General features: G+C 69.0%; 16 protein-coding genes and 1 pseudogene. 16 read left to right on the top strand and 1 reads right to left on the bottom strand.

Going from position 1 to position 24,895, the window contains the following annotated elements:
* The first annotated feature begins 47 nt into the window (after positions 1–47).
* The 11 genes and pseudogenes from murC to asnS all read left to right on the top strand — a co-directional run bounded on the left by murC (position 48) and on the right by asnS (position 18,666).
* Positions 48–1,496 carry a UDP-N-acetylmuramate--L-alanine ligase gene (gene murC / locus LW840_RS07795; RefSeq protein WP_291267990.1) on the top strand — a complete coding sequence of 483 codons (1,449 nt, stop codon included), beginning with the start codon at positions 48–50 and terminating at the stop codon, positions 1,494–1,496.
* Positions 1,497–1,498: 2 nt separating this feature from the next.
* A pseudogene (locus LW840_RS17595) lies at positions 1,499–1,885 on the top strand (FtsQ-type POTRA domain-containing protein); the annotation flags it as partial.
* A gap of 374 nt (positions 1,886–2,259) precedes the next feature.
* The gene (ftsA, locus tag LW840_RS07785; protein ID WP_291267991.1) at positions 2,260–3,513 is read left to right on the top strand and encodes a cell division protein FtsA; all 1,254 of its coding nucleotides are present in this window, start codon (positions 2,260–2,262) and stop codon (positions 3,511–3,513) included.
* 93 nt (positions 3,514–3,606) lie between these two features.
* Positions 3,607–6,219, top strand: coding sequence for a protein kinase (locus tag LW840_RS07780; protein WP_291276758.1), 2,613 nt, complete (start codon positions 3,607–3,609; stop codon positions 6,217–6,219).
* A 78-nt stretch (positions 6,220–6,297) separates the two neighbouring features.
* A complete protein-coding gene (locus tag LW840_RS07775) occupies positions 6,298–9,165 on the top strand; it encodes a M14 family zinc carboxypeptidase (RefSeq protein ID WP_291276757.1) in 2,868 nt (955 codons plus the stop codon).
* Between the two features lie 445 nt (positions 9,166–9,610).
* Positions 9,611–10,891 (top strand): cell division protein FtsZ, encoded by a 1,281-nt coding sequence (gene ftsZ, locus LW840_RS07770; RefSeq protein ID WP_291276756.1) that lies wholly within the window; start codon positions 9,611–9,613, stop codon positions 10,889–10,891.
* Positions 10,888–12,159: a M23 family metallopeptidase gene (locus tag LW840_RS07765; RefSeq protein WP_291267995.1), complete on the top strand. Its 1,272-nt coding sequence runs from the start codon at positions 10,888–10,890 to the stop codon at positions 12,157–12,159. Before ftsZ ends, LW840_RS07765 begins: the two co-directional genes overlap by 4 nt.
* Before the next feature lie 157 nt (positions 12,160–12,316).
* Positions 12,317–14,200, top strand: coding sequence for a hypothetical protein (locus LW840_RS07760; protein WP_291273547.1), 1,884 nt, complete (start codon positions 12,317–12,319; stop codon positions 14,198–14,200).
* 43 nt (positions 14,201–14,243) lie between these two features.
* Positions 14,244–15,173, top strand: coding sequence for a signal recognition particle-docking protein FtsY (gene ftsY, locus LW840_RS07755; RefSeq protein WP_291267667.1), 930 nt, complete (start codon positions 14,244–14,246; stop codon positions 15,171–15,173).
* The gene (recG, locus tag LW840_RS07750) at positions 15,173–17,299 is read left to right on the top strand and encodes an ATP-dependent DNA helicase RecG (RefSeq protein WP_291267669.1); all 2,127 of its coding nucleotides are present in this window, start codon (positions 15,173–15,175) and stop codon (positions 17,297–17,299) included. Before ftsY ends, recG begins: the two co-directional genes overlap by 1 nt.
* A 65-nt stretch (positions 17,300–17,364) precedes the next feature.
* Positions 17,365–18,666 (top strand): asparagine--tRNA ligase, encoded by a 1,302-nt coding sequence (asnS, locus tag LW840_RS07745; protein WP_291261568.1) that lies wholly within the window; start codon positions 17,365–17,367, stop codon positions 18,664–18,666.
* A gap of 114 nt (positions 18,667–18,780) precedes the next feature.
* Here asnS and mazG read toward each other — a convergent pair whose 3' ends face one another.
* Entirely contained in the window at positions 18,781–19,602 is an 822-nt protein-coding gene (mazG, locus tag LW840_RS07740; RefSeq protein ID WP_291276755.1) for a nucleoside triphosphate pyrophosphohydrolase, read from the bottom strand.
* Between the two features lie 53 nt (positions 19,603–19,655).
* Here mazG and alr point away from each other — a divergent pair, with 53 nt between their 5' ends.
* From alr to LW840_RS07715, 5 genes are read left to right on the top strand one after another with little or no spacing between them, the layout of a single operon-like run.
* Entirely contained in the window at positions 19,656–20,801 is a 1,146-nt protein-coding gene (alr, locus tag LW840_RS07735) for an alanine racemase (RefSeq protein WP_291276754.1), read from the top strand.
* 13 nt (positions 20,802–20,814) lie between these two features.
* Positions 20,815–22,026, top strand: coding sequence for a phosphopentomutase (locus tag LW840_RS07730; RefSeq protein ID WP_291276753.1), 1,212 nt, complete (start codon positions 20,815–20,817; stop codon positions 22,024–22,026).
* Complete coding sequence (gene cdd, locus LW840_RS07725; protein WP_291261572.1) at positions 22,023–22,436, top strand: cytidine deaminase; 414 nt, start codon at positions 22,023–22,025, stop codon at positions 22,434–22,436. Before LW840_RS07730 ends, cdd begins: the two co-directional genes overlap by 4 nt.
* 25 nt (positions 22,437–22,461) lie before the next feature.
* Positions 22,462–23,721, top strand: coding sequence for a hypothetical protein (locus LW840_RS07720; RefSeq protein WP_291267663.1), 1,260 nt, complete (start codon positions 22,462–22,464; stop codon positions 23,719–23,721).
* Positions 23,718–24,893 carry a hypothetical protein gene (locus LW840_RS07715; protein WP_291267662.1) on the top strand — a complete coding sequence of 392 codons (1,176 nt, stop codon included), beginning with the start codon at positions 23,718–23,720 and terminating at the stop codon, positions 24,891–24,893. Before LW840_RS07720 ends, LW840_RS07715 begins: the two co-directional genes overlap by 4 nt.
* The last annotated feature ends 2 nt before the right edge of the window (positions 24,894–24,895 follow it).

Genomic DNA, 24,895 nt, shown 5'->3' with positions numbered 1-24,895 from the left:
GCTCGACTGCAGTACGCGCCGTCGGGCGAGTCCGCCATATTTCCCGCATGTCCTCCCCGCCCCCCGACTCGCGACACCACGCACCCACGCGCGCGCTGCTGCTCGATGCGGCCGATCCGCGGCCGGTGCACTTCATCGGCATCGCCGGCGCGGGCATGAGCGCCCTGGCCGAACTGCTCGCACGCCGCGGCGTACCGGTGCAGGGCACCGATGCCAACCCGGCCGGCGCCCCCGATCTCGCGCGCTACGGAATCACCGTGGCGCCGCATGATGTGCACATGGTGGCCGCCGCGCGCGCCATCGTGTACTCGTCGGCCATTCCGGCGGCGCACCCCGAAATGCAGGCCGCCCGGGCCGCCGGTCTGGCCGTGGTGCGGCGAGCGGAAGCGCTGGCCGATGCGGTCAGCGATGGGACGCTGGTGGGAATTGCCGGTACGCACGGCAAGACGACCACCACGGTCATGACCACCGAGGCACTGGCGAGCGCCGGTCGTGATCCCACTGGCGTGGTCGGCGGCCGGGTGGGACTCTGGGGAGGCAATCTCCGGCTGGGTGGCTCCACCTACGTGGTGGAAGCCGACGAGTACGATCGCTCGTTCCTGGCCCTCCATCCGGACGTGGCCGTCGTGCTCAATGTCGAGGCCGATCATCTCGACATCTATCGCGATCTCGACGACATCACCCGCGCCTTCGAGATGTTTCTCACGCCCGCGCGCGCGCTGGTGCGCTGCGCCGACGATGCGGGCGCGATGGCGTTGCGGGTGGCCACCAGTCGCGACGTCATCGCGTATTCGGCCACGCTGCCTGGCACCGCACCGGCCCCGCAGGCGGGCGATGCGCGCCTCGTGGCGCACGACCTCGTGCTCGATGGCACTGGCGCCCGCTTTGTCGTGCACTTCGATGGGGAAGCACTTGGGCCGGTGCGACTCGCCGTGCCCGGGCTGCACAATGTCCGCAACGCGTTGGCGGCCATCGGCGCCGGGTTGTCGCTGGGGGCGACGGTTGGCGACATGGCACCGGGGCTCGCCGCGTTTCGCGGGGTCGAACGCCGTTTCCAGCGCCTCGGACGCGAGCGTGGCATCGACGTCGTCGACGACTATGCGCACCATCCCACGGAAGTGGCGGCCACCATCGCGGCCGCGCGCCACGCCTTTCCGGCGCGCCGCCTCGTCGTCGTCTTTCAACCGCATCTCTATTCGCGCACGCGAGACCTCCAGGCGGAGTTCGCGGCGGCACTGAGCGCCGCCGATGCCGTGCTGTTGTGCGACATCTACGGTGCCCGCGAGACCCCGGAACCGGGGGTCACCTCGGCGCTGATCGGCGGGCGCATGACGTCGGGGGTGCTGCGCTGGAGCGGTCCGCGCCAGGAGGCCGCCGCACACGCTTACGCCCTCGCCGGTGAGGGAGACGTCGTGCTCACCATGGGGGCCGGCGACATCACCCGGACTGGCCCCGAACTACTCGAACGATTGCGCGCCACGGCGTCGCACCACTGACCATGGCGGCTGGCATCCTGGACACGGGTGTGAGTGCCCCGAACCGCTCCGGTGCCGGCGAACCGCCGCGCTGGCAACGGCTCGCACGCGTCACCCTCATCGTCTGCGCCGTGGGAGCCACCCTGGCCAGCCCGTGGTGGGGGCCGCGCGCGCTCGCCCGTCTCGACTTCTTCCACGTGCGTCGCGTGGTGTTCGAGGGGATGCGCTACACCCCGCGCGGCGAGGCGCTGGCGCTGCTCAAGGTGGACACCCTGCAATCGGTGTGGCAGGAACTCGCGCCGCTGGCCGAGCGGCTCGAAGCCCATCCGTTGGTGGCGAGTGCGCAGGTGGAGCGTCAACTGCCCGGCACGATCCTCGTGCAGGTGGTGGAGCGGGAGCCCGTGGCACTGGTCCGGCGCAAGGACGGACGCCTCGACCCCGTCGACGGCGCCGGCCATCGGCTCCCCATCGACCCCGCCCGGGTACCCATGGACGTCCCGCTCTCGGCCACCGCGGACAGTGCGCTCATGCACCTGCTCGACGGGCTCCGGGCCACCGAACCGGCGCTGTATGGCCGGGTGGAGCGTGCCGAGCGGGTCAAGACGCGGGGAGCGCCCGACGAATTCCGGGTCAAGCTCGGTGAGGTGACGGTACGGACCACCCCCGAGGTGACCGTGGACCGGTTCAAGGACATATTACCGGTGGAAGCCGACCTCGCGCGCAACCGCCTGCGCGCCGTGGAGCTTGACCTGCGCTTCCGTAACCAGGTGATCGCAAGACAGCCATGACGTCCGAAGCCATCGTTGCCGCCCTCGATATTGGCACCGCCCACACCACCGCCATTGTGGCGGCGGTGCATGGCGACCTGCCGCGTGCGCCGCGGCTCAAGGTGCTGGGAGTGGGGAGCACCCGCACGATGGGGCTGCGCCGCGGAGTGGTCAGTGATATCGAGGAGGCCACCCGCAGCATCCGCGCCGCCGTCGAAGAGGCGTCACGGGTGGCGGGCGTGCAGCCCGACGGACTCTACGTGGGCATTGCCGGAGAGCACGTGCGCGCCATGTGCTCCACGGGCGTGGTCGCCATCAGCGGCGACGAAATCACGCGCGCCGATGTGGACCGCGTGAACGAGGTGGCGCGCGCCATGGCCATTCCGCAGGACCGCGAGCTGCTGCACGCCATTCCGCAGGAATACCGGGTGGACAAGGCCGACGGCATTCGCGATCCCGTGGGCATGATCGGCACGCGCCTCGAGACCGAGATGTATCTCGTCACCATCGGCAGCGCGCCGGCGATGAACCTCCGCAAGGCCATCGAGCGGGCCGGATACAAGTCGCGCGAGCTCGTGCTGGAACCGCTCGCGAGTGCGTTGGCGGTGCTCACCGAAGAGGAGAAGGAGCTGGGCGTCGTGCTCGTCGAGCTCGGCGCCGGCACCACCGATCTCGCCATCTTCCACGAGGGCAAGATCCGGCATCTGGGCACGATCCCCTACGGTGGCAACAATGTCACCAGCGACCTGGTGCAGGGGCTCGGCATCACGCAGCACGACGCCGAGCAGCTCAAGGAGGCGTACGGCTGCGCGTACGAGCCGCTCATCGACCCCGCGCAAGTCATCGCCATGCCGCCATCCGGTACGCACGGCGAGCGGCACATCTCGCGCGAGCTCATGACGCACATCATCCATCAGCGGATGGACGAGATCTTCGACAAGGTCGTGCGCGAGGTGCAGCAGGCGGGCTATCAGGGCAAGCTCAACGCCGGCATCGTGCTCACGGGAGGCGGATCGTCGCTCGAGGGCATCACGGAACTGGCCGCCGATGTCTTTGGCCTGGGGGTACGGGTGGGGATGCCGGGGGCCAAGCTGGACGGCCTCGTGGAGAATGTGGCGGACCCCCGCTTTTCCACCGTGACCGGACTGGCGCTCTACGGCGCGCATCGCGCCGCGCTGGGTGGCGTCGTGTCCCGTCGGCCGTCACTCAGTGGTGGCGGCGTGGACAAGCTGGCCACGCGGGTGAAGACCTGGTTGCAGGACTTCTTCTGATCGTAGCGGTGTGGGCGCCGGTCACACTCCGTGATCGGCGTTCGCATATGCAGGCTGTCCAGTGTGTCGGTCGGTCGCCCCTTCCTGCGCCCCATGACCTCATTGCTCGACCAACTGCAGTCGTCGTTTCCGGCCACGTACGCGCTCGAGCGCGAGGTGGGCCGCGGCGGTATGGCCACCGTGTTCCTCGCGCGCGACGTGCGCTACGACCGGAAGGTGGCCGTCAAGGTGCTCAGTCCCGAACTTGGCGCGGTGCTCGGGGTCGAGCGGTTCCTCAGTGAGATACGCGTGACGGCCACGCTGCAGCATCCCAACCTGCTGCCGCTGTTCGACAGTGGAGAAGCGGACGGGCTGCTGTACTACGTGATGCCGTTCGTGGAAGGCGAGACACTGCGGGCACGGCTCGATCGGGACAAGCAGCTGTCGGTGAGCGAGACGATGCGGCTCGGTGGGGCGATCGCGAGCGCGCTCGACTATGCGCACCGCAACGGTGTCATTCACCGCGATCTCAAGCCGGAAAACATCCTGCTGCAGGACGGCCAGCCGCTCGTGGCCGATTTCGGCATTGCGCTGGCCGTGAGCAACGCCGGCGGGACCCGCGTTACGCAAACCGGACTGTCTCTCGGTACGCCGCAGTACATGAGCCCCGAGCAGGCCACCGGCGACCGCGTGATCGATGCGCGCAGCGACGTGTACGCGCTCGGCGCGATCCTCTACGGGTGCCTCACCGGCGAGCCGCCGCACACGGGCACCACCGCGCAAGCGATCATCGCGCGGCTGATGACCGAGGAACCGCGCGCGATCAGTGCGTCGCGCCGGAATGTGCCCCCTCACGTGGAGGCGGCGATCCGCAAGGCGCTCGAGAAGCTCCCGGCGGATCGGTGGGCGACCACGAAGGAGTTGGCAGACGCGTTGCAGGATGCGTCACGAACGGCCGCCATTGTCGCAGCGGGCACCACCAGCACGGCGGGGCCGCGTCGCACGCGTGCGCTGTGGCTGACGTCGGCGCTCGTGCTGGTCGCCGCTGTCGGCGGCTATCTCGGTGGTGCGCGCAGCGCGCCGTCCGCGGAAGCGGACGCCGTTCGATTCGCCGTCGCCTTGCCGCCGGATGTCCGGGTCACTTCTACGGTGGGACTCAACCTCGGAATCTCCCGTGATGGGCGGCAGGTGATGGTGGTGACCGAACGCATCGGGCAGGCCGGTGATCCCGTTGTATACGTGCGGCATCTCGACAGTCTCGACGCGCTGCCGATCGCTGGCAGTGAGAACGGTTTTGGACCGGTGTTCACACCGGACGGCAAGAACGTCATGCTCCTGCGTACGGAGAGCGACCAAAAGGCCGTGTTTCGCGTTCCGCTCCAGGGCGGAGGGACCACGACGCTGCTGGATTATCCCGGCTCGCTGTTCGGGGCCTCGTGGGCGCATGGCGACTACTTCGTCTTTGCCCCCGCCTCCACGATCCAGCGCCTCGGCATCGGGGAACAGAAGGGGCGCGTGATCGCCGACATCCGCGACGTTCCTCAGGCGACGTACTTCTCGAATCCGTTCACGTTTCCCGACGGCAGGACCGTCGGTTCGCGGATTCACGTCGGCGAAGCCGACAAGCTCGTGCTCATGCCCATCGACAGTGGTGCGGTACGGGTGATCGATCTCGAGTTGTCGAACGTCGTGGGGTATCACGACGGGCATCTGTTCTTCGGGCGCTTGGACGGCTGGATCTACAAGGTGCGCTTCACGCTCCCGACCGGGGAAATCGCAGGGGTGCCCGAGCGCGTCATGGGGGGCATCAGCGCCAAGAGTGCCGGCGGGCTCAATGCCGTCATGGCCGCCAACGGCACGTTGGCCGTGTTGCGAGGATCGGTCGGTGGGGACGTGCAGTTCGTCTCGTTCGACGGGACCGCACGACCCGTGGAGACCGAGCGGAAGCAGTACCAGTCCGTCCGCTGGTCGCCCGACGGTCGCTTCGTCGTTGCCGAACTGAATGCCGCGACGTCGCAGAGTTTCACCGACGAGTTGTGGCTCATCGATCCGCAATCGGGGGCGCCCACGAAAGTGACCAATGGTGTCGATGCGGTGTGGTCACCCGACGGAAGACAGCTCGCGTATCGTACGAGCAACGCGACGGGCACCATGCCCCGCGGGGTGTATCTGGCGCCGGTCGACGGCAGCACGCCGCCGCGCCGCGTGATCGCGGGTCTGGGGATACCACGGGCCATCCTTGCGAATGGCACGGTCCTGCTCATCGAACGCCCCGACGGGTTGTTCACGATGCCGGTGAACGACACGTCGTCGCGAACGCGGATGATTGCCGAGGGGGAGTCCGCGCGTGACGCACGGGTGTCGCCGAATGAGCAGTGGGTGGCCTTTCGCTCTCAGCGCAATGGGCGCGCCGATCTCTTCATCAAGGCGCTCGCCCCCGGCGGTGCCGTGACGCAGGTGTCGGTGCAGGGGGCATCCGGCGCCTCGTGGGGTGGCGACGGGCAACGGCTCTATTACCGCAGCGGGGGCACGCTGTGGCGGGCTACGCTCGCGTTCAACGGGGCCAGCGCCTCGATCGTGCAGCGAGACTCCGTCACCCAGATCGGTGACGTGTGGGACGTTCATCCCACCAAGCCCGAAATCGCGGTCCTGCAGGATCGTACCGGCGAGTCGCAGCTGCAGGTGTTCACCGGGTGGGCGCAGCAGCAGACGGGACGGCCTCGCTGATCAACGGTCGCGAACGAACGTCGCCCGGTACGTCCGCGTAACTTCGATGACCGTCGCTCCCCTTCACCTACCGACATCGTGGCCACGCTTTTCTCTTCGCTTCGCCGCTGCGCCACCGCGCTGGCGCTGACGCTCCCTGCCGGGCTCCAGGCTCAGCAGGTAACCCTCGATACGCGCGATCCCAACCAGAAGCAGGACCCCACCTACGAGCAGAGCCTGCGGGAGTGGCTCGCCAATCCGCGGCATTCGAGCCCCCTTGTCGACCACCTCCCGCTGGCGCCGGGCATTCCCACGCCGCGCGACGTACTCGGCTACCACGTGGGTGCCCCGCGCATCCTCACCCACTACGAGAAGCAGCTCGCCTACTACCGCGCCCTCGAGAAGGCCTCACCGCGCGTGAAGGTCGAAACCATCGGCCGCTCCGACGAAGGACGCGAGCTGGTGGTGGTCTGGATCTCGAGTGACGCGAACATGCGGCAGCTCGCCGAGAACCGGAAGAACCTCGCGCGCATCGCCGATCCGCGCGGCATGACCGACGCGCAGGTGAAGACGCTGCTGGCGCAGACCAAGCCGCACTATCACCTCATGGGTGGTCTGCATTCGGGCGAGACGGGCCCGTCGGAAACACTCATGGAGTTGGCGTATCGGCTGACGGCCGAAAGCTCGCCCGTCATCAATCAGATTCGCGAACAGCTGTACGTGTCGATCACGCCGGCGGCCGATGCCGACGGGCGCGATCGCAACGTGGACTGGTTCCTGCGCAACCAGTCCATGGCACGGCCTGTCGCATCGGTGCCGGCGGCCGGTGCGGCCGCGCCCGGTGATTCCGCGCGGCGCCCCGCCACCGGAGCGCCGGCTGCCTTCGGTGGCCCGCTTCCGTATTGGGGCAAGTATGTGTACCACGACAACAATCGCGACATCAACATCAAGCTGGTGCAGATGCGCGCGATCGTGGATTGGTACTTCACGGCCTTCCCGCCGATCATGCACGACCTGCACGAGTCGTTGCCGCTGCTGTACACCTACACGGGTGGCCCGCCGCAGAACCCCAATCTCGATCCCATTCTCTTCGCGGAGCTGCCATGGTTCGGCAACTGGGAGCTCGCGCAGATGACGAAGTGGGGCATGCCCGGCGTGTATACCCATGCCTTCATGGACGGCTGGTCGCCCGGATATCTCGGCTCCGTGGCATACAACCACAATGGGCTCATGAAGATGTACGAGACGCAGTCGGGGCGTGACCTCGACAGTGCGGCCATGGCGGCCGCGCGTCGTGGGGACACACCGGCGGCGGCGGCGGGTGGTGGGGGGCGCGGAACGGGCCCGGTACCCACCGGTCGTGGCGGCGGACAGGAGCGCGAGTGGTATCGCGGCATTCCCATCGGCTTCAATGACGTGGCCACCTTCACGCGCCGCTCGAATGCCAACTACATGCAGACGGGGGTGATCTCCGCGCTGCAGCTCGCGAGCATGTTCCCGCAAACGGTGCTCGAGAACTTCTACACCAAGACACGCAACAGCATTGCGGATGGCCGCGCGCGCGCACCGCACGCGTTCCTCATTCCGAAGCAGCGCGACATGACGCGCGTGGCCGAGATGGTGAATCTGCTGCGCGTGCAGCGCATCGAGGTCGGTCAAGCCACCGCGCCGGTGAAGGTGGGGAATACCACCTATCCCGCCGGTTCGTACATCATCAAGCGCGACCAGCCGTATGGGCGCCTTGCCAAGAACCTGCTGGAGCGGCAGGACTACCCCGACGCGCGACTGAGCACCTACGACGACAGCGGCTGGAGCATGGGCTTCGCCATGGGCGTGGACGTGGTGGCGGTGGCCGACACCGGCATCCTCAGCGCGCCGGTCGCGAACGTCGACAAGGTCATCCCGAAGGGCACCCTTTCCGGCAGCGGGGGCAACACCATTGCCGTGGCGCACCTCGGCAGCAACCACATGGTCACGTTCCGGTACCTCCTGCGCCGCATTCCCATGAAGGTGGCCGAGGCGTCGTTCGCCGCCGGCGACACGACCTATCCCGCGGGCTCGTTCCTCATCGATGCCAAGCACGCCAGCAAGGTGCGCGCGCTGGTCGACTCCCTCGGGCTCACGGCCGCGTATCTGTCGCAGGCGCCAACGGTGCGTACGCACGATGCCGATGTGCCGCGCGTGGCGATCTACTCGCAGTGGAGTGGCACGCAGAACCTGGGCTGGTACCGGCTCACCTTCGATGAGTTCAAGGTGCCCTTCGATCTCATCTACAAGGAGCGGGTGCGTCAGGGCAATCTGCGCCGCGACTACGACGTGATGCTCGTGGCCGAGCAGAACCTGTCGAAGAACACCGTGATGCAGGGACCCGCGACGCGTCCGGTGCCGTACAAGAAGGATCCCACGTACCCGTTCCTCGGCATGTATGGCGAAACGGACGACATCACCGGCGGCTTCGGTCAGGCGGGCGTCGACGCTATCGCGGCGTTCCTCGAGGCGGGCGGCACGCTCATCGCCATCGGCGAGAGCGCGCGGCTGCCCATCGAGTTCGGGTGGGCGCGCACCGTGGACAAGCGTCCGGTACCGGGGCTGACGGCGCAGCGCCCGCTGGTGGAGGCCGCCATATCGCGCCCCGGACATCCGGCGTTCTACGGGTTCGGCACGACCACCATTCCGGTGAAGTACGTGGGCGGAACGCCGTTCACGGTGGGCATTGCCGACGAGGGGAACGTGCTGGCGCGCTACGTCGGCGGCGACAAGGCGGTCCTGTCCGGGCTCATGACCGGAGCCGACTCGTTACGGAACCGCCCGTTCGCCGTGGATATCCCGCAGGCCGTGAAGGGGCGGGGGCGTGTCATCCTGTTCGCGAACAACCCGATCTACCGGTGGCAGAACCACGGCGAGTTCAACATGGTGTTCAACAGCCTGATCAACTGGAACGACGTGATCGAGTCGCCGAAGCCCTGAGTCTCGGGACGCCGTCACTCGGAACCCGAACGCAGACCCCGGAACTGGACAGGTTCGGGGGGCGCGTTCGGGTTTTGCGGTTCCGGGGGGCGCACCTCTGGCTGTTCGCCCATTCCAGAGCGGCGATATCACGCGCCTGCGAAGCCCACACGGCGAGGCCTCGGCGAAAGGTCACGAACCGTCTTGGTATTGGTGGTTGTGGATAAAGGCCGGCCCGATTTGTGACACGCACGGGGGCGATCAAAAAGCGCCAACTTCAACAAAATCCAGTGCTTGCGCGGCAGAATCGAACGTGTATTCTAGGGGAGTTGTCGCACCTCCAATCGCTTCGTCCACATTTGCACACGGGTCGGAAGCGCGGTCCACCGAAGCCGGTGGAGCTCGCCGCACCCGACCCGACGAACGCCCGGCTCCCCACCGCCGGCTCGTTCCCGACCTCCACCCCGTGCCCGCCAAGCCCCGTATGGAGCTCCCCCGCATGACCTTCGAGTTCGAAGAGAGCGCTTCCCAGAACGCCCGCATGAAGGTGGTGGGTGTCGGAGGCGGTGGCGGCAACGCCGTGAACCGCATGATCGAGGAGCACCTCGAGGGTGTCGAGTTCATCTCGGTCAACACCGACGCGCAGGCGCTCACGAACTCCAAGGCCGACGTCAAGATTCAGATCGGCAAGAAGCTCACGCGCGGTCTGGGCGCGGGCGCGCGGCCGGAGATCGGTCGGCAGGCCATCGAAGAAAACCGCGAAGACTGCAAGCGCGTCCTCGGCAACGCCGACCTGGTGTTCATCACCTGCGGCATGGGCGGCGGTACCGGCACCGGTGCGGCGCCGGTGGTCTGCCAGCTGGCCCGTGAGGCCGGGGCGCTCACCGTCGGCATCGTCACCCGACCCTTCCTCTTCGAAGGGCGCAAGCGCATGCGGCAGGCCGAAGAGGGGATCGCCGAAATGCGCAAGCACGTGGACACGATGATCATCGTGCCCAACGAGCGCCTGCTTGCCGTCGTGGGCAAGGGCATCCCCTTCCACGAGGCGCTCAAGAAGGCCGACGAAGTGCTGCTGCACGCCACGCAGGGCATCTCGGTGCTCATCAGCGAAACGGGCATGGTGAATGTCGACTTCGCCGACGTCCGCACCGTCATGCAGAACGGCGGGTCGGCGCTCATGGGGACCGGCATTGGTCGCGGCGAGAACCGTGCGGTCGAGGCGGCCCAGCAGGCCATTGCCTCGCCACTGCTCGACAACGTCTCCATCTCCGGCGCCACGGGCGTCCTCGTCAACATCACCGGCGGCGAAGACCTCACCCTCGGCGAAGTGCACCAGATCAACGACATCGTGCACGATGCGGTGGGCGATGATGCCGAAATCATCTTCGGCGCCGTGCATGAGCCCGCCATGATGGGGGAGATCCGGGTCACGGTCATCGCGACCGGTTTTGACCGGTACCTGCAGGGGACCCAGCCGGCCGCCACGGCGGGCAGTGCGTTCAGCCCTTCCGCTCGCCAGCCTGCCGCTGCACATTCCGAGGTGCAGCCCGTTGCCGCCAAGGCTCCCTCCGTTCTGCCGTTCCCCTCCGGGACCCGGTCGCCGGTGAGACCTTCGGTGCCCCCCGCGCGTCCTGCGTGGGAAGGGGCTGTCCCTCGCCCACCGCGGGTCCCGCCTGCGTCCGCATCGCCGAGTGCAGATCTCGACGATATGGAAATCCCGACGTTCATTCGGAGACAGATGGATTGACCACCACGCGAACGCTGCTCGTCGCCGCCGGTTGCCTGGGCATCGGAGCGGCTGTCATCGCGCTGGGACGTCCAGTTCAGGAGCGCCCCGCGGCCAGTGTTCTGGCGGCGGGGCCTCGTGTTTCCGTTGCCGCCCGCTGGCGGCTCAAGGTCGACACCATTCGGCGCGGTGAACCGCTCACCGTGGCCCTCGAGCGTGCCGGTCTCGCCCCCCAGGAAGCGGCCGAGGCGCTCAGCGTGGCCTCGGCACTCGACCCGCGCAAGGTCCGCGCCGGCACCACGATCACCACCAAGGTCGATCCCGATTCAGGGGCGTCCGAGGTGGTCCTGCAGCTGGCCGTCGATCGCGCCGTCCGCTTCACACGGCTCTTCGGACAGCCCTGGGTGGAGCGCGAGGAAACGCTCCAATGGACGACCGATACCGTCGTGGTAGGTGGGGTGGTCACCTCCACGCTCACCGGCGCCTTGGCCGACGGCGCTCAGGCGTTTCCGGAACGCCAGCGCACCGAGTTGGCCTACGCCTTGGCCGATATCCTCGAGTACCGCGTCGATCTCAGCCGCGACCTGCAGAAGAACGACTCCGTCCGCGTGCTCGTCGAGCGACAAACCGCTGAGAACGGGCTCGTTCGGCCGGGAGACATCATTGCGGCCCGCATTACCGTCGACGGCAAACCGGTGGAAACCATGCGCTTCACGCAGGGAAACCGCCCGGCCTATTTCGACGGGGACGGAAAGGCGATGCGCGCCGCGTTCCTGCGCGCGCCGTTGGCCTTCCGCCGCATCTCCAGCGTCTTCGGCCTGCGGCGTCATCCCATTCTTGGCACGCTCCGTCGACACCAGGGCATGGACTACGCCGCCGCCGCCGGAACTCCCGTGCGCGCGCTCGGCAACGGCCGCGTGGCATTCGCCGGCTGGAAGGGGGGCTACGGCAAGACCATCGAAATCCGGCACACCAACGGGTTCGTTACCCGGTACGGTCACCTGCGGGCCATCAACGTGCGTGCCGGACAGTCGGTCAGCATCTCCCAGACCATCGGGCAGGTGGGGAGCACCGGTCTCTCCACCGCGCCGCATCTCCATTTCGAGGTCCTGGTCAATGGGGTGCATCGCGACCCGCGTGTCGCGCTCAAGAATCAGAGCGGCGAGCCGCTCAAGCCAGCACAGCGGCGCGCCTTCGAGCAGCTCAAGGCGCGACTTTTCGCCGAGCTGGAGAATCCAACGCCGCGGCTGGCCGCGCGTCCCATGTCCACGCGCCCCGACGGCGACTGACCACCGAGCACAACGACGGGGCACGGCGTATCTCGTGCACCACGTCGGCGCCGCCGAACGACCGAGCCAGCATGCGGGGCAGAGGAATCGCGATTCTTCTGCCCCGTGCCCATTCTTCGCCGCATGCCCCGCCTGACTCCCCCATGAGCTTCGTTTTGTGATTCGCTGGGTCGTAGCCATTGCGCTTGGCCTGCTGGCGGCCTGGCTCGCGTACGGGCTGCCGCTTCGCGCCGGCAGCACGCACGGTACGGCGCGCCACTGGGGGCTGGCCGCGTTGCGCGCCGCGGCCGTGGCGCTGGTGGCGGCGCTGCTCGTTGGTGCCCCCATGGGGCGGGCCGTACCCCGGGCACCGCTCGTGGCCCTCGACGTGTCCGCGTCGTGGCGACGTGCGGTGGGTGACGAAAGCACCTTCGTGCAGGGATGGCGCCAGGGCGTGGCCGACAGCGCGCGGCGCGCCCAGCCGGCCGACGCCGCCCTCGTGCTGGTGGGCGACTCCCTCCGCGACGCAACCCTCGACGACGTCGCCGCCACGACCCCGCGTGACGGCGCGTCCCGCGTGCGACCGGCCGTCGATCGGGCGGCGTCGCTCGGGCGCAGTCTCGTCCTGGTGACCGATGGCGAAGTCGACGATGCCGACGCTCTCCGCGAAGCTCCGCCGGGGTCGCGGGTGGTACGGCTCACCACGCCGCCGCGACGCGATGTGGCCGTGGCAGAGCTCGTCGTACCATACTCGGCAACGGGTGGCGATACCGTCTCGGCGGCCGTCACGGTGGTCGCGGGCGGCGTGGCCACGGCCGAGGGGGTATTGCGATTGCGCATCGACGGCAGCGAGGCCGCGTCATCCCCGGTCCCGCCGTTGGCTCCGTTTGCCGGCACGCGCCTGACCGTCCCGCTGGTCGTTGCACGCGGCGATCGCGTGGCCGTCGTGCAGGCAATCGTCGAGTCGCCGGGTGACGCGGAAGGGCGTAACGACACGCTCGCCGTGGCCATGGACGTGGGCGACCGGCCGTCGGCCGTCTTCGTGTCCACGGCCCCCGACATCGATGTGCGCGAAGCGCTCACCGTGCTGCGCGGCGCACTCGACGTACCCACCCGCGCCTATTTGCGGTTGGCCCCCAACGTGTGGCGTGTCGAGGGGTCGCTGGCGCCCATTACCGAGGCGGAGGTCAAGGCGCGCGCAGCCACCGCCGGGATGCTGATCGTGCACGGCGATACCGCCTGGCGCCCCGTCGCAGGTGCCGCCACGGCCTCACGCGTGCTGTGGCTCCCCGCGCCCCCCACTCAGGTCGCGCGCGCCGGGGAACTCACACGCACCCCCGAGTGGTATGCGGCGGCGGCCCCGGCCTCTCCGCTCATGGCCGCGTTGGCGGCCTTGCCCTTCGACTCCCTTCCGCCGGTGACGCTCGCGGGGGCGGCGCGCGGAGACGACACGGTGCTCACGATGCGCCTCAGCAAGCGAGGTGAGGCGCAACCGGCCATCGCCACACGGTCGGCCGGTGGCCGGCGCACGGTGGTCGTTTCCGGCTCGGGGTACGCCGGGTGGGCACTGCGCGGTGGCCGCAGCCGCGAGGCCTTCACGGCACTCTGGGGGGCCATCTTCGATTGGGCCTCGGCGGGACGCGGCGATATCCGGGCGGCGCGGCCGGTGCCCGGGGCAACCCGCGCCGGCGATCCCGTATCGTGGCGCCGTGGCGGCGCCGATTCCGTGGTGGTCGTGCGGCTGACCGCCCGCGGCGTGTCACCCCTCCCCGCCGCGCCGGACTCGCTCGTGTTGCGCTTCGGTGCCCGAACCGAAACGGCCACGCCCCCGTTGCCGGCGGCGGTGTACGACGTGGAAACTGCGGGCGGGCGCAGCGTGCTGATTGTGAACGCGGCACGGGAGTGGCTGCCCAAGGCTCCCGCCGTGGCCGCCGGGCCGCTCACCGCCGGTGCGGCCGGGGCCGATACGCCGCGGCTTGCCGACGCCGGCTGGCCGTTCGTGCTGGCGTTGCTCCTGTTGTGTGCCGAGTGGATTGCGCGCCGGTCGTCCGGTCAGCGCTGACTCCCGGCTTTCGACTTACACACCGACGAAGGCATAGAAGCTGATGGCCCGACTGTTCCGCCGTAAGGACGATGTGCCCAAGCGCTCGTTGTGGCAGCGCTTCAAGGATGTCGTCACCACCGACATGTCCGTGCTCTTCCGGGGGGTGGACGAAGGCTCGCTCGAGCAGCTTGAAACGCTGCTCATCGAGAGTGACTTCGGTATCCCCACGTCGCTGGCGCTCGTGGCCGAGGTCGAACGGCGCCACAAGCGGGGCGAGGTCAAGACCGAGCAGGAGTTCCGACGGGCGCTGGCCGACGGCGTGGAAGCGGCGCTCCGCAAGGGAAACAGCGACCCGGCCCTCTGTCTCAACCCCGGCGGCCCCACCGTGCTGCTGGTGATCGGGGTGAACGGGGCCGGCAAGACCACCTTCATCGGCAAGCTCTCGGCGGCCTTCCGTGCGCAGGGAAAGCGGGTGTTGCTCGGGGCTGCCGATACGTTTCGCGCGGGCGCCATCGACCAGTTGCGCGTCTGGGCCGAGCGCTCGGGGGTGGACTTCGTGGGAGGCGCGCCGGGGAGCGACCCGGCGAGTGTCGCCTACGACGCCGTGGATGCCGGCATCACCCGCGGTGTGGACCTGATCATCGTGGATACGGCAGGGCGCCTGCACACGAGTGACGACCTGATGACGGAGCTGCGCAAGATTCACCGGGTGATCGGCAAACGGCTCCCCGACGCGCCGCACGAGATCCTGCTCGTGCTCGATGGCACCATCGGTCAGAACGCGCTGTCGCAGGCGCGCACCTTCTCGGCGGCGGTGCCGGTCACTGGCGTGGTCGTCACCAAGCTCGATGGGACGGCCAAGGGCGGCATCGTCGTGGCCGTGCACGAGGCGCTCAACGTGCCCATCAAGTACGTCGGGCTGGGCGAGCAGATCGGCGATCTCGAGCCCTTCGATGCCGGCGAGTACGCGCGGGAGCTCGTCGAGTCGTGATGTCACGCGGTGACCCGGATGCGGAGGCGCGTCGGCGACGCCCGCCCGCGCGTCCGGCACCACGCCTGACGCTCGACACCCCGGTCACCTACCTCAAAGGGGTCGGACCGGCGCGCGCCGCCAGTCTGGCGCGCATCGGCATCATCACGGCCGGCGACCTGCTGCGCCATGTGCCGCACCGGTACGAAGACGCCACCACCGTCACCCCTATCGCGCAGGCCGAGGTGGGGGCGGACGTCACCGTACTGGGCAAGGTCATTGCGAAGGGTGTGCTCCCCACGCGCAAGGGGCTGCGCGTGTTTCAGGCCGTGGTGCAGGATGCCACGGGAATGCTGGAGATCGCCTGGCCGGGGCAGCCCTTTCTCGATCGCACCATCAACACGAACGACTGGCTGCTGTGCACCGGCCCGGTGCGGTTCTTCCACGGCCGTCGCCTGCAACCGCGGGAGTTCGTCAATCTCGGTCCCGAGGAGGAAGGGACCGGCGAGGGGCGGGTGCTGGCGGTGTATCCCAGCACCGAAGGGCTGTCGGTGCGATTGCTGCGCGCCATGGTGCAGCAGCATCTCGACGCGCTCCTGCCGCTCGTCACCGAGCCGCTGCCGGCCTGGATCCTCGACGCGGCACAGGTCCCGTCGCTGCCTCAGGCGCTGCGCATGGTACACCGGCCTACGAGCGTGGCCGAGGCCGTGCGTGGTCGTGCCCGGCTGGCCTACGAGGAGCTGCTCTGCGTGCAGTTGCTGCATCGCAAGGCCAACCAGGTGGCCCGGGCCGCGCGCAGCGGTCGGGCATTCGAAAATCGCCGGGACCTCACCACCAAGCTGCGGGAGGCGCTTCCGTATACCCTCACGCAGGCGCAGGTGCGCGCCATTCGCGAAATCGTGCACGACATGGAGAGCCCGCGTCGCATGCATCGCCTGCTGCAGGGCGACGTGGGAGCCGGGAAAACCGTGGTGGCGCTCTTCAGCGCGCTGCTGGCCATGGAGAATGGTGCCCAGGTGGCGCTCATGGCTCCCACGGAACTGCTGGCGGAGCAGCACGCTCGGAGCATCGAGCGACTGCTGGCGCCCCTTGGCATTGCCCCGGTGCTGCTGACGGGCCGACAGGGCGCGCGCGAGAGGCGCGCGGCGCTCACGCGACTGGCCAGCCACGAGCCGGTGCTCGCCATCGGCACGCACGCGCTGCTGCAGGACGACGTGACCTTTGCCAACCTCGGGCTCGTGATCATCGACGAACAGCACCGGTTCGGGGTGGAGCAACGCGCCGTCCTCGGCGCCAAGGGCGACGCCCCCGATGTGCTGCTCATGAGCGCCACGCCCATTCCACGGTCGCTGGCACTGACGCTGTACGGTGACCTCGACGTGAGCGTGCTCGACGAACGGCCCCCGGGGCGGCACCCGGTCACGACGGTGGTGCGGCCGGAGACCGGCCGCGCCAAGGTGTTCGAGTTCGCCAACAGCCAGCTCGATGCGGGGCGGCAGGTCTACGTGGTGTATCCCCTGATCGAAACGAGTGAGAAGATCGATCTCAAGGCGGCGACCGTCATGTACGACACCCTCGTGGCGGGCGCCTTCCGCACACGGCGGGTCGCGCTGCTGCACGGACGCCTGGCCGCCGATGCGCGCGACCTCATCATGCGCCGCTTTCGCGACGGCGAGCTCGACGTGCTCGTGGCAACCACCGTGATCGAGGTGGGGATCGACGTGGGGAACGCGACGGTCATGATCATCGAACACCCCGAGCGGTTCGGGTTGTCGCAGCTGCATCAGCTGCGGGGACGGGTGGGGCGCGGGGCCGAGCAGTCGTACTGCGTCCTGCTGGGTGACGTGGGCACCGAGGCCGCGGAGCGCCTGAGTCTGTTTGCCGCCACCGAGGACGGTTTCGAGATTGCCCGCGCCGACCTCAAGCTGCGCGGCATGGGTGATCTCTTCGGGGCCAAGCAGCACGGATTGCCGGCATTCCGCGTGGCCGATCTGCTGCGGGATGAAGCCCTCAACGAAACGGCGAGGCTGGTGGCCGACCGTCTGCTGCGTGATGATCCGGAACTCGAGGCCCCCGCCCATGTGGCGCTTCGCCACCAGCTCACCGTGGGGTATGCCCGCGCCCTCGACTACTTCCGGGTGGGGTAGCGGTGCATACTTCACGCGGCGCAGCCGCCGCGCATTCTCTCGTTCAACCGTCATCCGCCGTCTCCGTGAACACGTCTACCACCCGCATTGCCGATCTGTCGCACCATGTCGGCGCCACGGTCACCGTGCGCGCCTGGGTCACCCATCTGCGCTCCAAGGGGAAGCTGGGCTTCGCCGTCGTGCGCGATGGCACCGGGGTCATGCAGGCAGTGGTGGTGAAGGCCGAGGTCAGTGAGGCGGCCTGGGAGCAGTTCGGGCAGCTCACGCAGGAGTGCAGCGTGCTCCTCACCGGCGACGTGCGCGCCGATGCGCGGGCGCCCGGCGGGTTCGAGATGGGTGTGAAGGAGCTGGGAATCATCGGCACCAGCCCGCTCGATTACCCCATTCAGCCCAAGGAGCACGGCATCGACTTCCTGCTCGACAACCGCACCTTCTGGCTGCGCAGTCAGCGCCAGGTGGCCATCATGCGGGTCCGGCACGAGCTCGAACAGGCGGTGCACGACTTCTTCTACGCGCGCGATTTCATTCGCTGCGATACGCCCATCCTCACGGCGGCCATCGGCGAACGGGCCGGGCTCTTCAGCACCGAGTACTTCGACGAGGGCACGGCCTACCTCGCCCAGACGGGGCAGCTGTATGGCGAGGCGCTCGCCGCGGCGCTCGGCCGCATCTATACCTTCGGCCCCACCTTCCGCGCCGAGAAGAGCAAGACGCGCCGACACCTCACCGAGTTCTGGATGATCGAACCGGAGATGGCGTGGTACGACCAGGACGACAACATGGACCTGCAGGAAGACTTCGTGCGCTATCTCGTGGAGCGGGTGCTCGAGCGGCGGCAGGAAGAACTCAAGGTCCTCGAGCGTGACACCAGCAAGCTCGATTGCGTGTCGCAGCGGTTCGTACGCCTCGATTACGGCGACGCGGTGAAGCTGGCCCAGTCCAAGGGGGCCGACATCACCTGGGGCGACGACCTGGGCGCCCCCGACGAAGCGATGATCGTGGACGAGTACCAGCGCCCCGTCTTCGTGGTGAACTACCCGAAGGAAGCCAAGGCGTTCTACATGAAGGAGAACCCGGCCGATCCGCGCACGGTGCGCTGCGCCGACCTGCTCGCCCCCGAAGGTCGCGGCGAAATCATCGGCGGCTCACAGCGCGAAGACGACTACGACAAGATCCTCGCGCGCCTCACGCACGAGGGGCTGCCCGTGGAGGCCTACGGTTGGTATCTCGACCTGCGCAAGTACGGCACCTTCACCCACTCGGGCTTCGGGCTGGGACTGGAGCGCACGATCGCGTGGATCTGCGGCATCGAGCATATCCGTGAGGTGATCCCGTTCCCGCGGCTGATGGGGCGGATCAAGCCGTAAGCCACACACGCCACTCGGTACCCGAAACTCGAAACTCCCCCGGCCGTCACGCGATGTCCGGGGGAGTTTCGGGTTTCGGGTTTCGGGTTTCGCGTTCCGGGTCGCGGGTGGCGACTATGACTCCCCCCGCTCCTCCCGCTTTACCGCGTCCCAGTACCGGTCCTGCTCCTCCAGTGACAGATCGCTGAGCCGCCGGCCGTCTGCCGCCGCCAGGCGTTCCATCGTCGCGTACCGCCGCACGAACTTGGCATTGGTTCGATCCAGCCCCAGCGCGGCGTGCACTCCGGTCTTGCGGCACAGATTCACCACCGCGAACAGCAGGTCGCCCAGTTCGGCCTCCAAGGCGTCCTGATCGCGCACCGCCCCCGTGGCCGGGTCGATCAGCGCCGCGACCTCCTCCACCTCTTCGCGAACCTTGGCGAGCGGCCCCAGAGCGTCATCCCAGTCGAAGCCCACGCCGGCAGCCCGGTTCTGCAAACGGTGGGCGCGATGCAGCGACGGCAGCCCGGCGGGCAACCCCTCCTCGAGTGAGCTGCGCCGGGTTTTCGCGGCCTTCATGCGTTCCCACGAGCGCCGGATGCCGTCGCCGTACAGGTGCGGATGCCGCGCGTGCATCTTGGCGACGAGCGCACCGGCCACGTCGGCCATGCCGAAGGCGCCCCGCTCCTCGGCCACCACACTGTGGAAGAGCACCTGCAGGAAGAGGTCGCCCAGTTCGTCGCGCAGCACGGCATCCTCACCGCCGGCAATGGCGTCGTCCACCTCGTGCGCCTCTTCGATGAGGTAGGGGCGCAGCGACTGGTGCGTCTGCGCCGCATCCCACTCGCAGCGGGCACGCAGGTCGCGCATGAGGGCGAGGGCGTCGTCCATCGTGCGCGGCGCAGGCACCGGCGGCAGCTCGGGCTCGGGAGCGAAGGGTGTGGCGTCAGCGGACATGGATGCGCGGGCGAGATGGGGCGTGACGGGAATGTGTGCTATTCTTAAGGGCTATGCCGCACTCCGCCCACCCCACTGCCCGCGCCTGGCTCGACGTGGACCTCGCCGCCGTGCGTCACAACGCGGCCGTCCTGCGTGCTCGCGCGAAGGCCCCGCTGCTGGCCATGGTGAAGGCAGACAGCTACGGCATCGGCGCCACCGCCGTGTGCCGGGCGCTCGGCGTGGCGTTCCGGGATCAGCCGCCGCGCGCGGACGCGCCGTGGGGGGTCGGCATTGCCAGCCTCGACGAAGCCGAGACGTTGCGCAGCGCCGACTGTCTGGGCCGGATCGTCTGTCTGCAGCCGCTGCTCCCCCCGGAACTGCCTCGCGCGGCCGCGCTGGGCGTCACGCCGTCGCTGCACCGCGCCGCGGACATTGCCGTGTGGCGCGCCATGACCAGCGCCCCGTATCACCTGTCCATCGACACCGGGATGGCGCGCGCCGGGGTCCGCTGGGACCGTGTCGCCGCCCTGCGCGACGCGGTGGCGGCTGCCCCTCCCGAGGGCGTCTTCACCCACTTCCATTCCGCCGACGAATCGCTGCCGTCGCGCGACGAACAGGACGAGCGCTTCGCCGCGTCGCTGGCAACCTTGGCCAATGTCTTGTCCCCGGGAGTACTGCGGCACAGCGACAACAGCGGCGGCATCGCCAGCCGCGTGCAGGGATCCCCGGGCCATCTCGCGCGCCCGGGGATTGCCCTCTACGCCGGGATGTTCGATCAGCAGCTGGGGCTGCGGCCGGTGGTGCACCTGCGGGCGCGCGTGATCGACCTGCGGGATGTGCATCCGGGGGAGTCGGTCTCGTACGGGGCCACCTGGCGCGCCACCAGCCTGCGGCGCATTGCCACGCTGGCCTGCGGCTACGCCGATGGGTACCGGCGGCATCTTTCCAACGCCGGCACGGTACTGATCAACGGGACGCGCTGCGCTGTCGTCGGTCGGGTCACCATGGACATGGTCATGATCGACGTCACGGGGGTCCCCTGCGAACGCGGTCAGGTGGCCACGCTCATTGGCCGCGACGGGGCCGACCTCCTCACGGTGGGCATGGTGGCGGACGCCGGCGGGGTGTCACCGTACGAGTTGCTCACCGGTCTCTCGCAGCGGGTACCGCCGGTGTACCACGATGCGCTGCCCGTTCCCGTCGCTTTTCCCTCCTGATACGCCCCGTCGCATGTCCGCCACGCCACCAACCGACATGCCGCACGCCGACCCGGCGCTGCGCCGCGCCCTGCTCCTCGTGCTCGATGGCGTGGGGTGCGGCGAGGCTCCGGATACGGCGGCCTACGGCGACACCGGCAGCAATACCATCGGCAACATCGCCCGCGCCGTTGGCGGGCTCACGTTGCCCAACCTGCAGCGACTCGGACTCGGCAGTGTCGCCGACATCGCCGGGGTGCCGCCGGTCGCGCATCCCGTGGGCGCGTACGGGGTCATGGTGCCGCGCTCAGCCGGGAAGGACTCCACCACCGGGCACTGGGAGCTGGCCGGACTGCATCTCGAGCGCCCCTTTCCCACCTACCCCAACGGCTTCCCGCCGGCGGTGATCGACGCGTTCGTGGCTGCCACCGGCCGACCGGTCGTCGCCAACTGCGTGGCCAGCGGGACGGCCGTCATCGCGCAATTCGCCGAGAAGCAGCAGCAAAGCGGGGCGTGGATCGTGTACACCAGCGCCGACTCTGTTTTCCAAATTGCGGCACATGAGCAGTGGATCCCGCTGGACGAGTTGTACCGGGCCTGCGAGGTCGCCCGGCGGCAACTGGTGGCGCCACACGATGTGTCGCGGGTCATTGCGCGCCCGTTCGTAGGAGCACCAGGGGCGTGGCAGCGGACCGCGAACCGGCGGGACTATTCCATTCAGCCGCCCGGGGTGACCCTGCTCGACGTGCTCGAGGCCGCGGGGGTGCCCCGGACGGGGGTGGGCAAGGTGGACGACCTGTTCGCCGGGCGAGCCATCCGGTCGCAGCATACGACCGACAATGCGGAGGGGCTCGAGGCCATTCGCCGGTGGCTCGATACCGCGCCGCGTGGGTTCTGCTTCGCCAACTTGGTAGATTTCGACCAGCTCTTCGGGCATCGGAACGATGTTCGCGGTTTTCAGGGAGCGCTCGAGGCGTTCGATCGGGCACTCCCGTCACTGCTTGCGTCCCTGCGGGAGGACGACCTGCTGTTCATCACGGCTGACCACGGCAACGACCCCACCACGCCATCCACGGACCACGCGCGCGAGTGCGTGCCGTTGCTGGTGGCGGGGGCGCGCGTGCGTGGAGGCCCGCTGGGAACGCGGGACACGTTCGCCGATCTCGGGGCCACGGTGGCCGACTGGTTCGGGCAATCGTGGCGCGGCCGCGGGACCTCGTTCCTCCGCCAGCTCGTGTTCACGTGAGTACGCTGCCCCCCGAGTTCGAGCGGCTGCGCGCCGTGGCGGATGCGGCGCGTGCCAATGCGTGGGCGCCGTACTCGCAGTTCCCCGTGGGCGCCGCACTGGAAGCCGCCGACGGCCGCATCTTCGGCGGCTGCAACGTGGAGAATGCCTCGTACCCGGCAGGCACCTGTGCCGAACGGGTGGCGTTGGGCACGGCCATTGCCGCGGGGGCGCGTGGGTTCGTGCGGGTGGTCATCACCTCCAATCAGCACGATCCTACCCCACCGTGCGGGATCTGTCGTCAGGCGCTGGTGGAATTCGCCCCCGCGCTGGAAGTCTACGCCGTGACGCCCGATGGGCGCGCGGCTCGCTGGTCGCTGGCCGAGCTGTTGCCGGCACCGTTCACGCCTGCATCACTCGAGAATGTCTGAAGGCGGTCGTTGGTCCTGGGCGCGCATGCGCGCTCCGTTGCTGGTGCTGGCGCTCTGCGCGACTTCGGTTGCCGCCGCGGCCTGCACCGAAAACCTCGACGGGGGCGCCGGCTGTCCGTCGCTGTGCCCGGAAGAGTCCGAGCGCTTCCGCGACACCACATTCGAAGCGCTGGAGATCGACTCGTCGCTGGCGGGCTATCCCGCACTGGGCTTGTCCAACAACCTGTTGCTCGCCAATCGACCCGATACGCTGGTCACGCGCGCCATCCTGCGCTTCGATGTGCTCACGACGTCGTTCCTCCCCAACGGCACCGGCACACTCGACTCCATCACCACGGTCGACTCGGTCTTCCTCAAGTTGCCGCTCGACAGCACCGGTCGGCGGGGGGGCAACCCGGTCACCCTCGAAGCGTACGATGTCGACACCACGGCCAGCGACACCGTGCCGGCGGTGCTGCGTTCGCTCTTCCGCCCCGACCGTCGTATCGGCACGCTCACGCTCACGCCGTCGAGCACCGGCGACACCATTCGGGTGCCGCTCAGCCGCACCTTCATGCAGGCCAGAATCGCCGCAAAGTCGCGCGTGCGGGTCGGCCTGCGTCTCACCGGCAGCTCCGGGCAGTTGCGCCTGCGTGCCTTCACGCTCGGCTTCGGGGCGCCCACGCTGCAGTTCGATCCGGCGTCGGATACCACCTACCGGCCCATCACCCTGACCACACAGACCACGCTGTCAGGGGCCGAGAATGAGGTGAATCTCGCGTACAGTCTGTACGCGCTCACCGACATCGGCTCGCCTCCGCCCGGCCCCAACACGCTCGTCGTGGGCGGCTATCCGGCGTATCGCACGTACATGCGCTTCAACGTGCCGCGCCGCATCTCCGACTCCAGCACCATCGTGCGCGCCGACCTGCTGCTCACCCAGCAGCGCAGCCGTTTCGGCAACGTGCGCGATTCCGTGGCGGTGTTCCCGCTCGTGCCCACCGCCACCGCCGATGTGTCGGACCTGCGGCGCATTCTCGACCTGACCGCCGAAGGGACGCTGCTGGGGGTCGACACCACACGCTTCGTGCCGGGCGACAGCGGGGTGCGCTCACTCAACGTCCTGGGGCTGGCGCGCTCGTGGCGGTTGCAGGCGCCCACCGTACCTCGCGGACTGGCGCTGCGCATCGCCCTCGAGGGGGCGCAGCCCGCGGAACTGCGCTTCTTCAGCCGCACCGCGGCCCCCGCGCTCCGCCCCAAGCTGCGCATTACCTACCTGCCGAAGTCGGAGTTCGTCCTGCCATGAATCGCGCAATGCTGCTGACGAACCACCGCCCCCGCGCCGGCGCGGCGGCCACGTTGCTCCTCGTGGCCAGTCTCGCGATGCCGGGCCTCGCGGGTGCGCAGGGCTCTCTGGGCGCGCTGGGGTTCGGCTACCCGGTAAACGGCATGAGCATCCGCGCATCCGGTACGGCCGGTGCCTTCGGCGACATCGACCCGTTGTCGCCCATCAACCCGGCGGCCCTCGGTGGCATTGCGCGCACCGTGCTCAGTGCGCAGACCGAGCCCGAATACCGCCGGCTGACGGTGGGCGGCGTCACCGAGCGCACATCGTCGCAGCGGATTCCGCTGCTCGCGGTCATCTTCCCCGCGCGCCGTGGCGTGGCCGTCGGCTTCAGTGCCCGCGGCTTCCTCGATCGGTCGTACACCACCACCACCACGGGCACGGCCGACGTGGACGGCGCCTCGCTCCCCACCAACGAACAGCTCACCATGCGCGGCGCCATCGGTGACATCCGCGGTGCGGTGGGGTGGCAGATCGGCAACTGGGCGCGCGTGGGGCTTGGCGGGCACATCTTCACCGGGGAGAACACCGGCGTGCGCGAACGCACCTTCGCCGACACGTTGCGCTTCGGCAGCACCCTCGACTCGTCGCGCGTCACGTACATCGGGACAGCCGTGTCCATCGGTGGCGAGGTTCGCCTGTTCAAGGGGCTGGCCGCGGCCGCCAGTTACCGGGCGGGCAATCGCTTCGAGGCCCGCATCCGCGACACCACCCGCGCCGCGGGCAACGTGCCGGCCCGCCTGGGGGGGACGCTGCGCTACGACGGCATTCCCGGGTCGTCGTTTGCCGTGGGGTTCGAACAGGTGAACTGGTCGGACATGCAGTCCATGGCATCGGCGCGCACGCGCGCCCATGACGCGCTCAACCTGTTTGGCGGGGCCGAGGTGGCGGGTCCGCGCCTGCGCGGCGTGCCGCTGCTGCTGCGCGCCGGATACGCCCGCACCGATTTGCCCTTCAGCACGACCTCCTCGCCGGTGCGTGAGATCCGCCTCAGCGGCGGTCTCGGCTTCCCCGTCGCGCGCGACGCGGCGGCCATCGACTTCTCCCTCCAACGTGCCACCCGCTCGCTCGCCGGGTCCGCGGCCCGCGAGTCGGCGTGGCTCCTCGGCGTCGGCATTCAGGTGCGCCCCTGACC

Source organism: Gemmatimonas sp., from assembly GCF_021298855.1.
Taxonomy (GTDB): Bacteria; Gemmatimonadota; Gemmatimonadetes; order Gemmatimonadales; family Gemmatimonadaceae; genus Gemmatimonas.
The sequence above is the reverse complement of the archived record's forward strand: the minus strand, read 5'-3'. Positions and strand labels throughout refer to the sequence as shown.

Bases quoted from the DNA above. Each gene is read 5' to 3' on its own strand.
- LW840_RS07730 (WP_291276753.1), top strand. From the start codon at position 20,815: ATGTCCGCCACGCCACCAACCGACATGCCGCACGCCGACCCGGCGCTG.
- ftsY (WP_291267667.1), top strand. From the start codon at position 14,244: ATGGCCCGACTGTTCCGCCGTAAGGACGATGTGCCCAAGCGCTCGTTG.
- LW840_RS07715 (WP_291267662.1), top strand. From the start codon at position 23,718: ATGAATCGCGCAATGCTGCTGACGAACCACCGCCCCCGCGCCGGCGCG.
- murC (WP_291267990.1), top strand. From the start codon at position 48: ATGTCCTCCCCGCCCCCCGACTCGCGACACCACGCACCCACGCGCGCG.
- LW840_RS07720 (WP_291267663.1), top strand. From the start codon at position 22,462: ATGCGCGCTCCGTTGCTGGTGCTGGCGCTCTGCGCGACTTCGGTTGCC.
- ftsA (WP_291267991.1), top strand. From the start codon at position 2,260: ATGACGTCCGAAGCCATCGTTGCCGCCCTCGATATTGGCACCGCCCAC.
- recG (WP_291267669.1), top strand. From the start codon at position 15,173: ATGTCACGCGGTGACCCGGATGCGGAGGCGCGTCGGCGACGCCCGCCC.
- alr (WP_291276754.1), top strand. From the start codon at position 19,656: ATGCCGCACTCCGCCCACCCCACTGCCCGCGCCTGGCTCGACGTGGAC.
- mazG (WP_291276755.1), bottom strand. From the start codon at position 19,602: ATGTCCGCTGACGCCACACCCTTCGCTCCCGAGCCCGAGCTGCCGCCG.
- LW840_RS07780 (WP_291276758.1), top strand. From the start codon at position 3,607: ATGACCTCATTGCTCGACCAACTGCAGTCGTCGTTTCCGGCCACGTAC.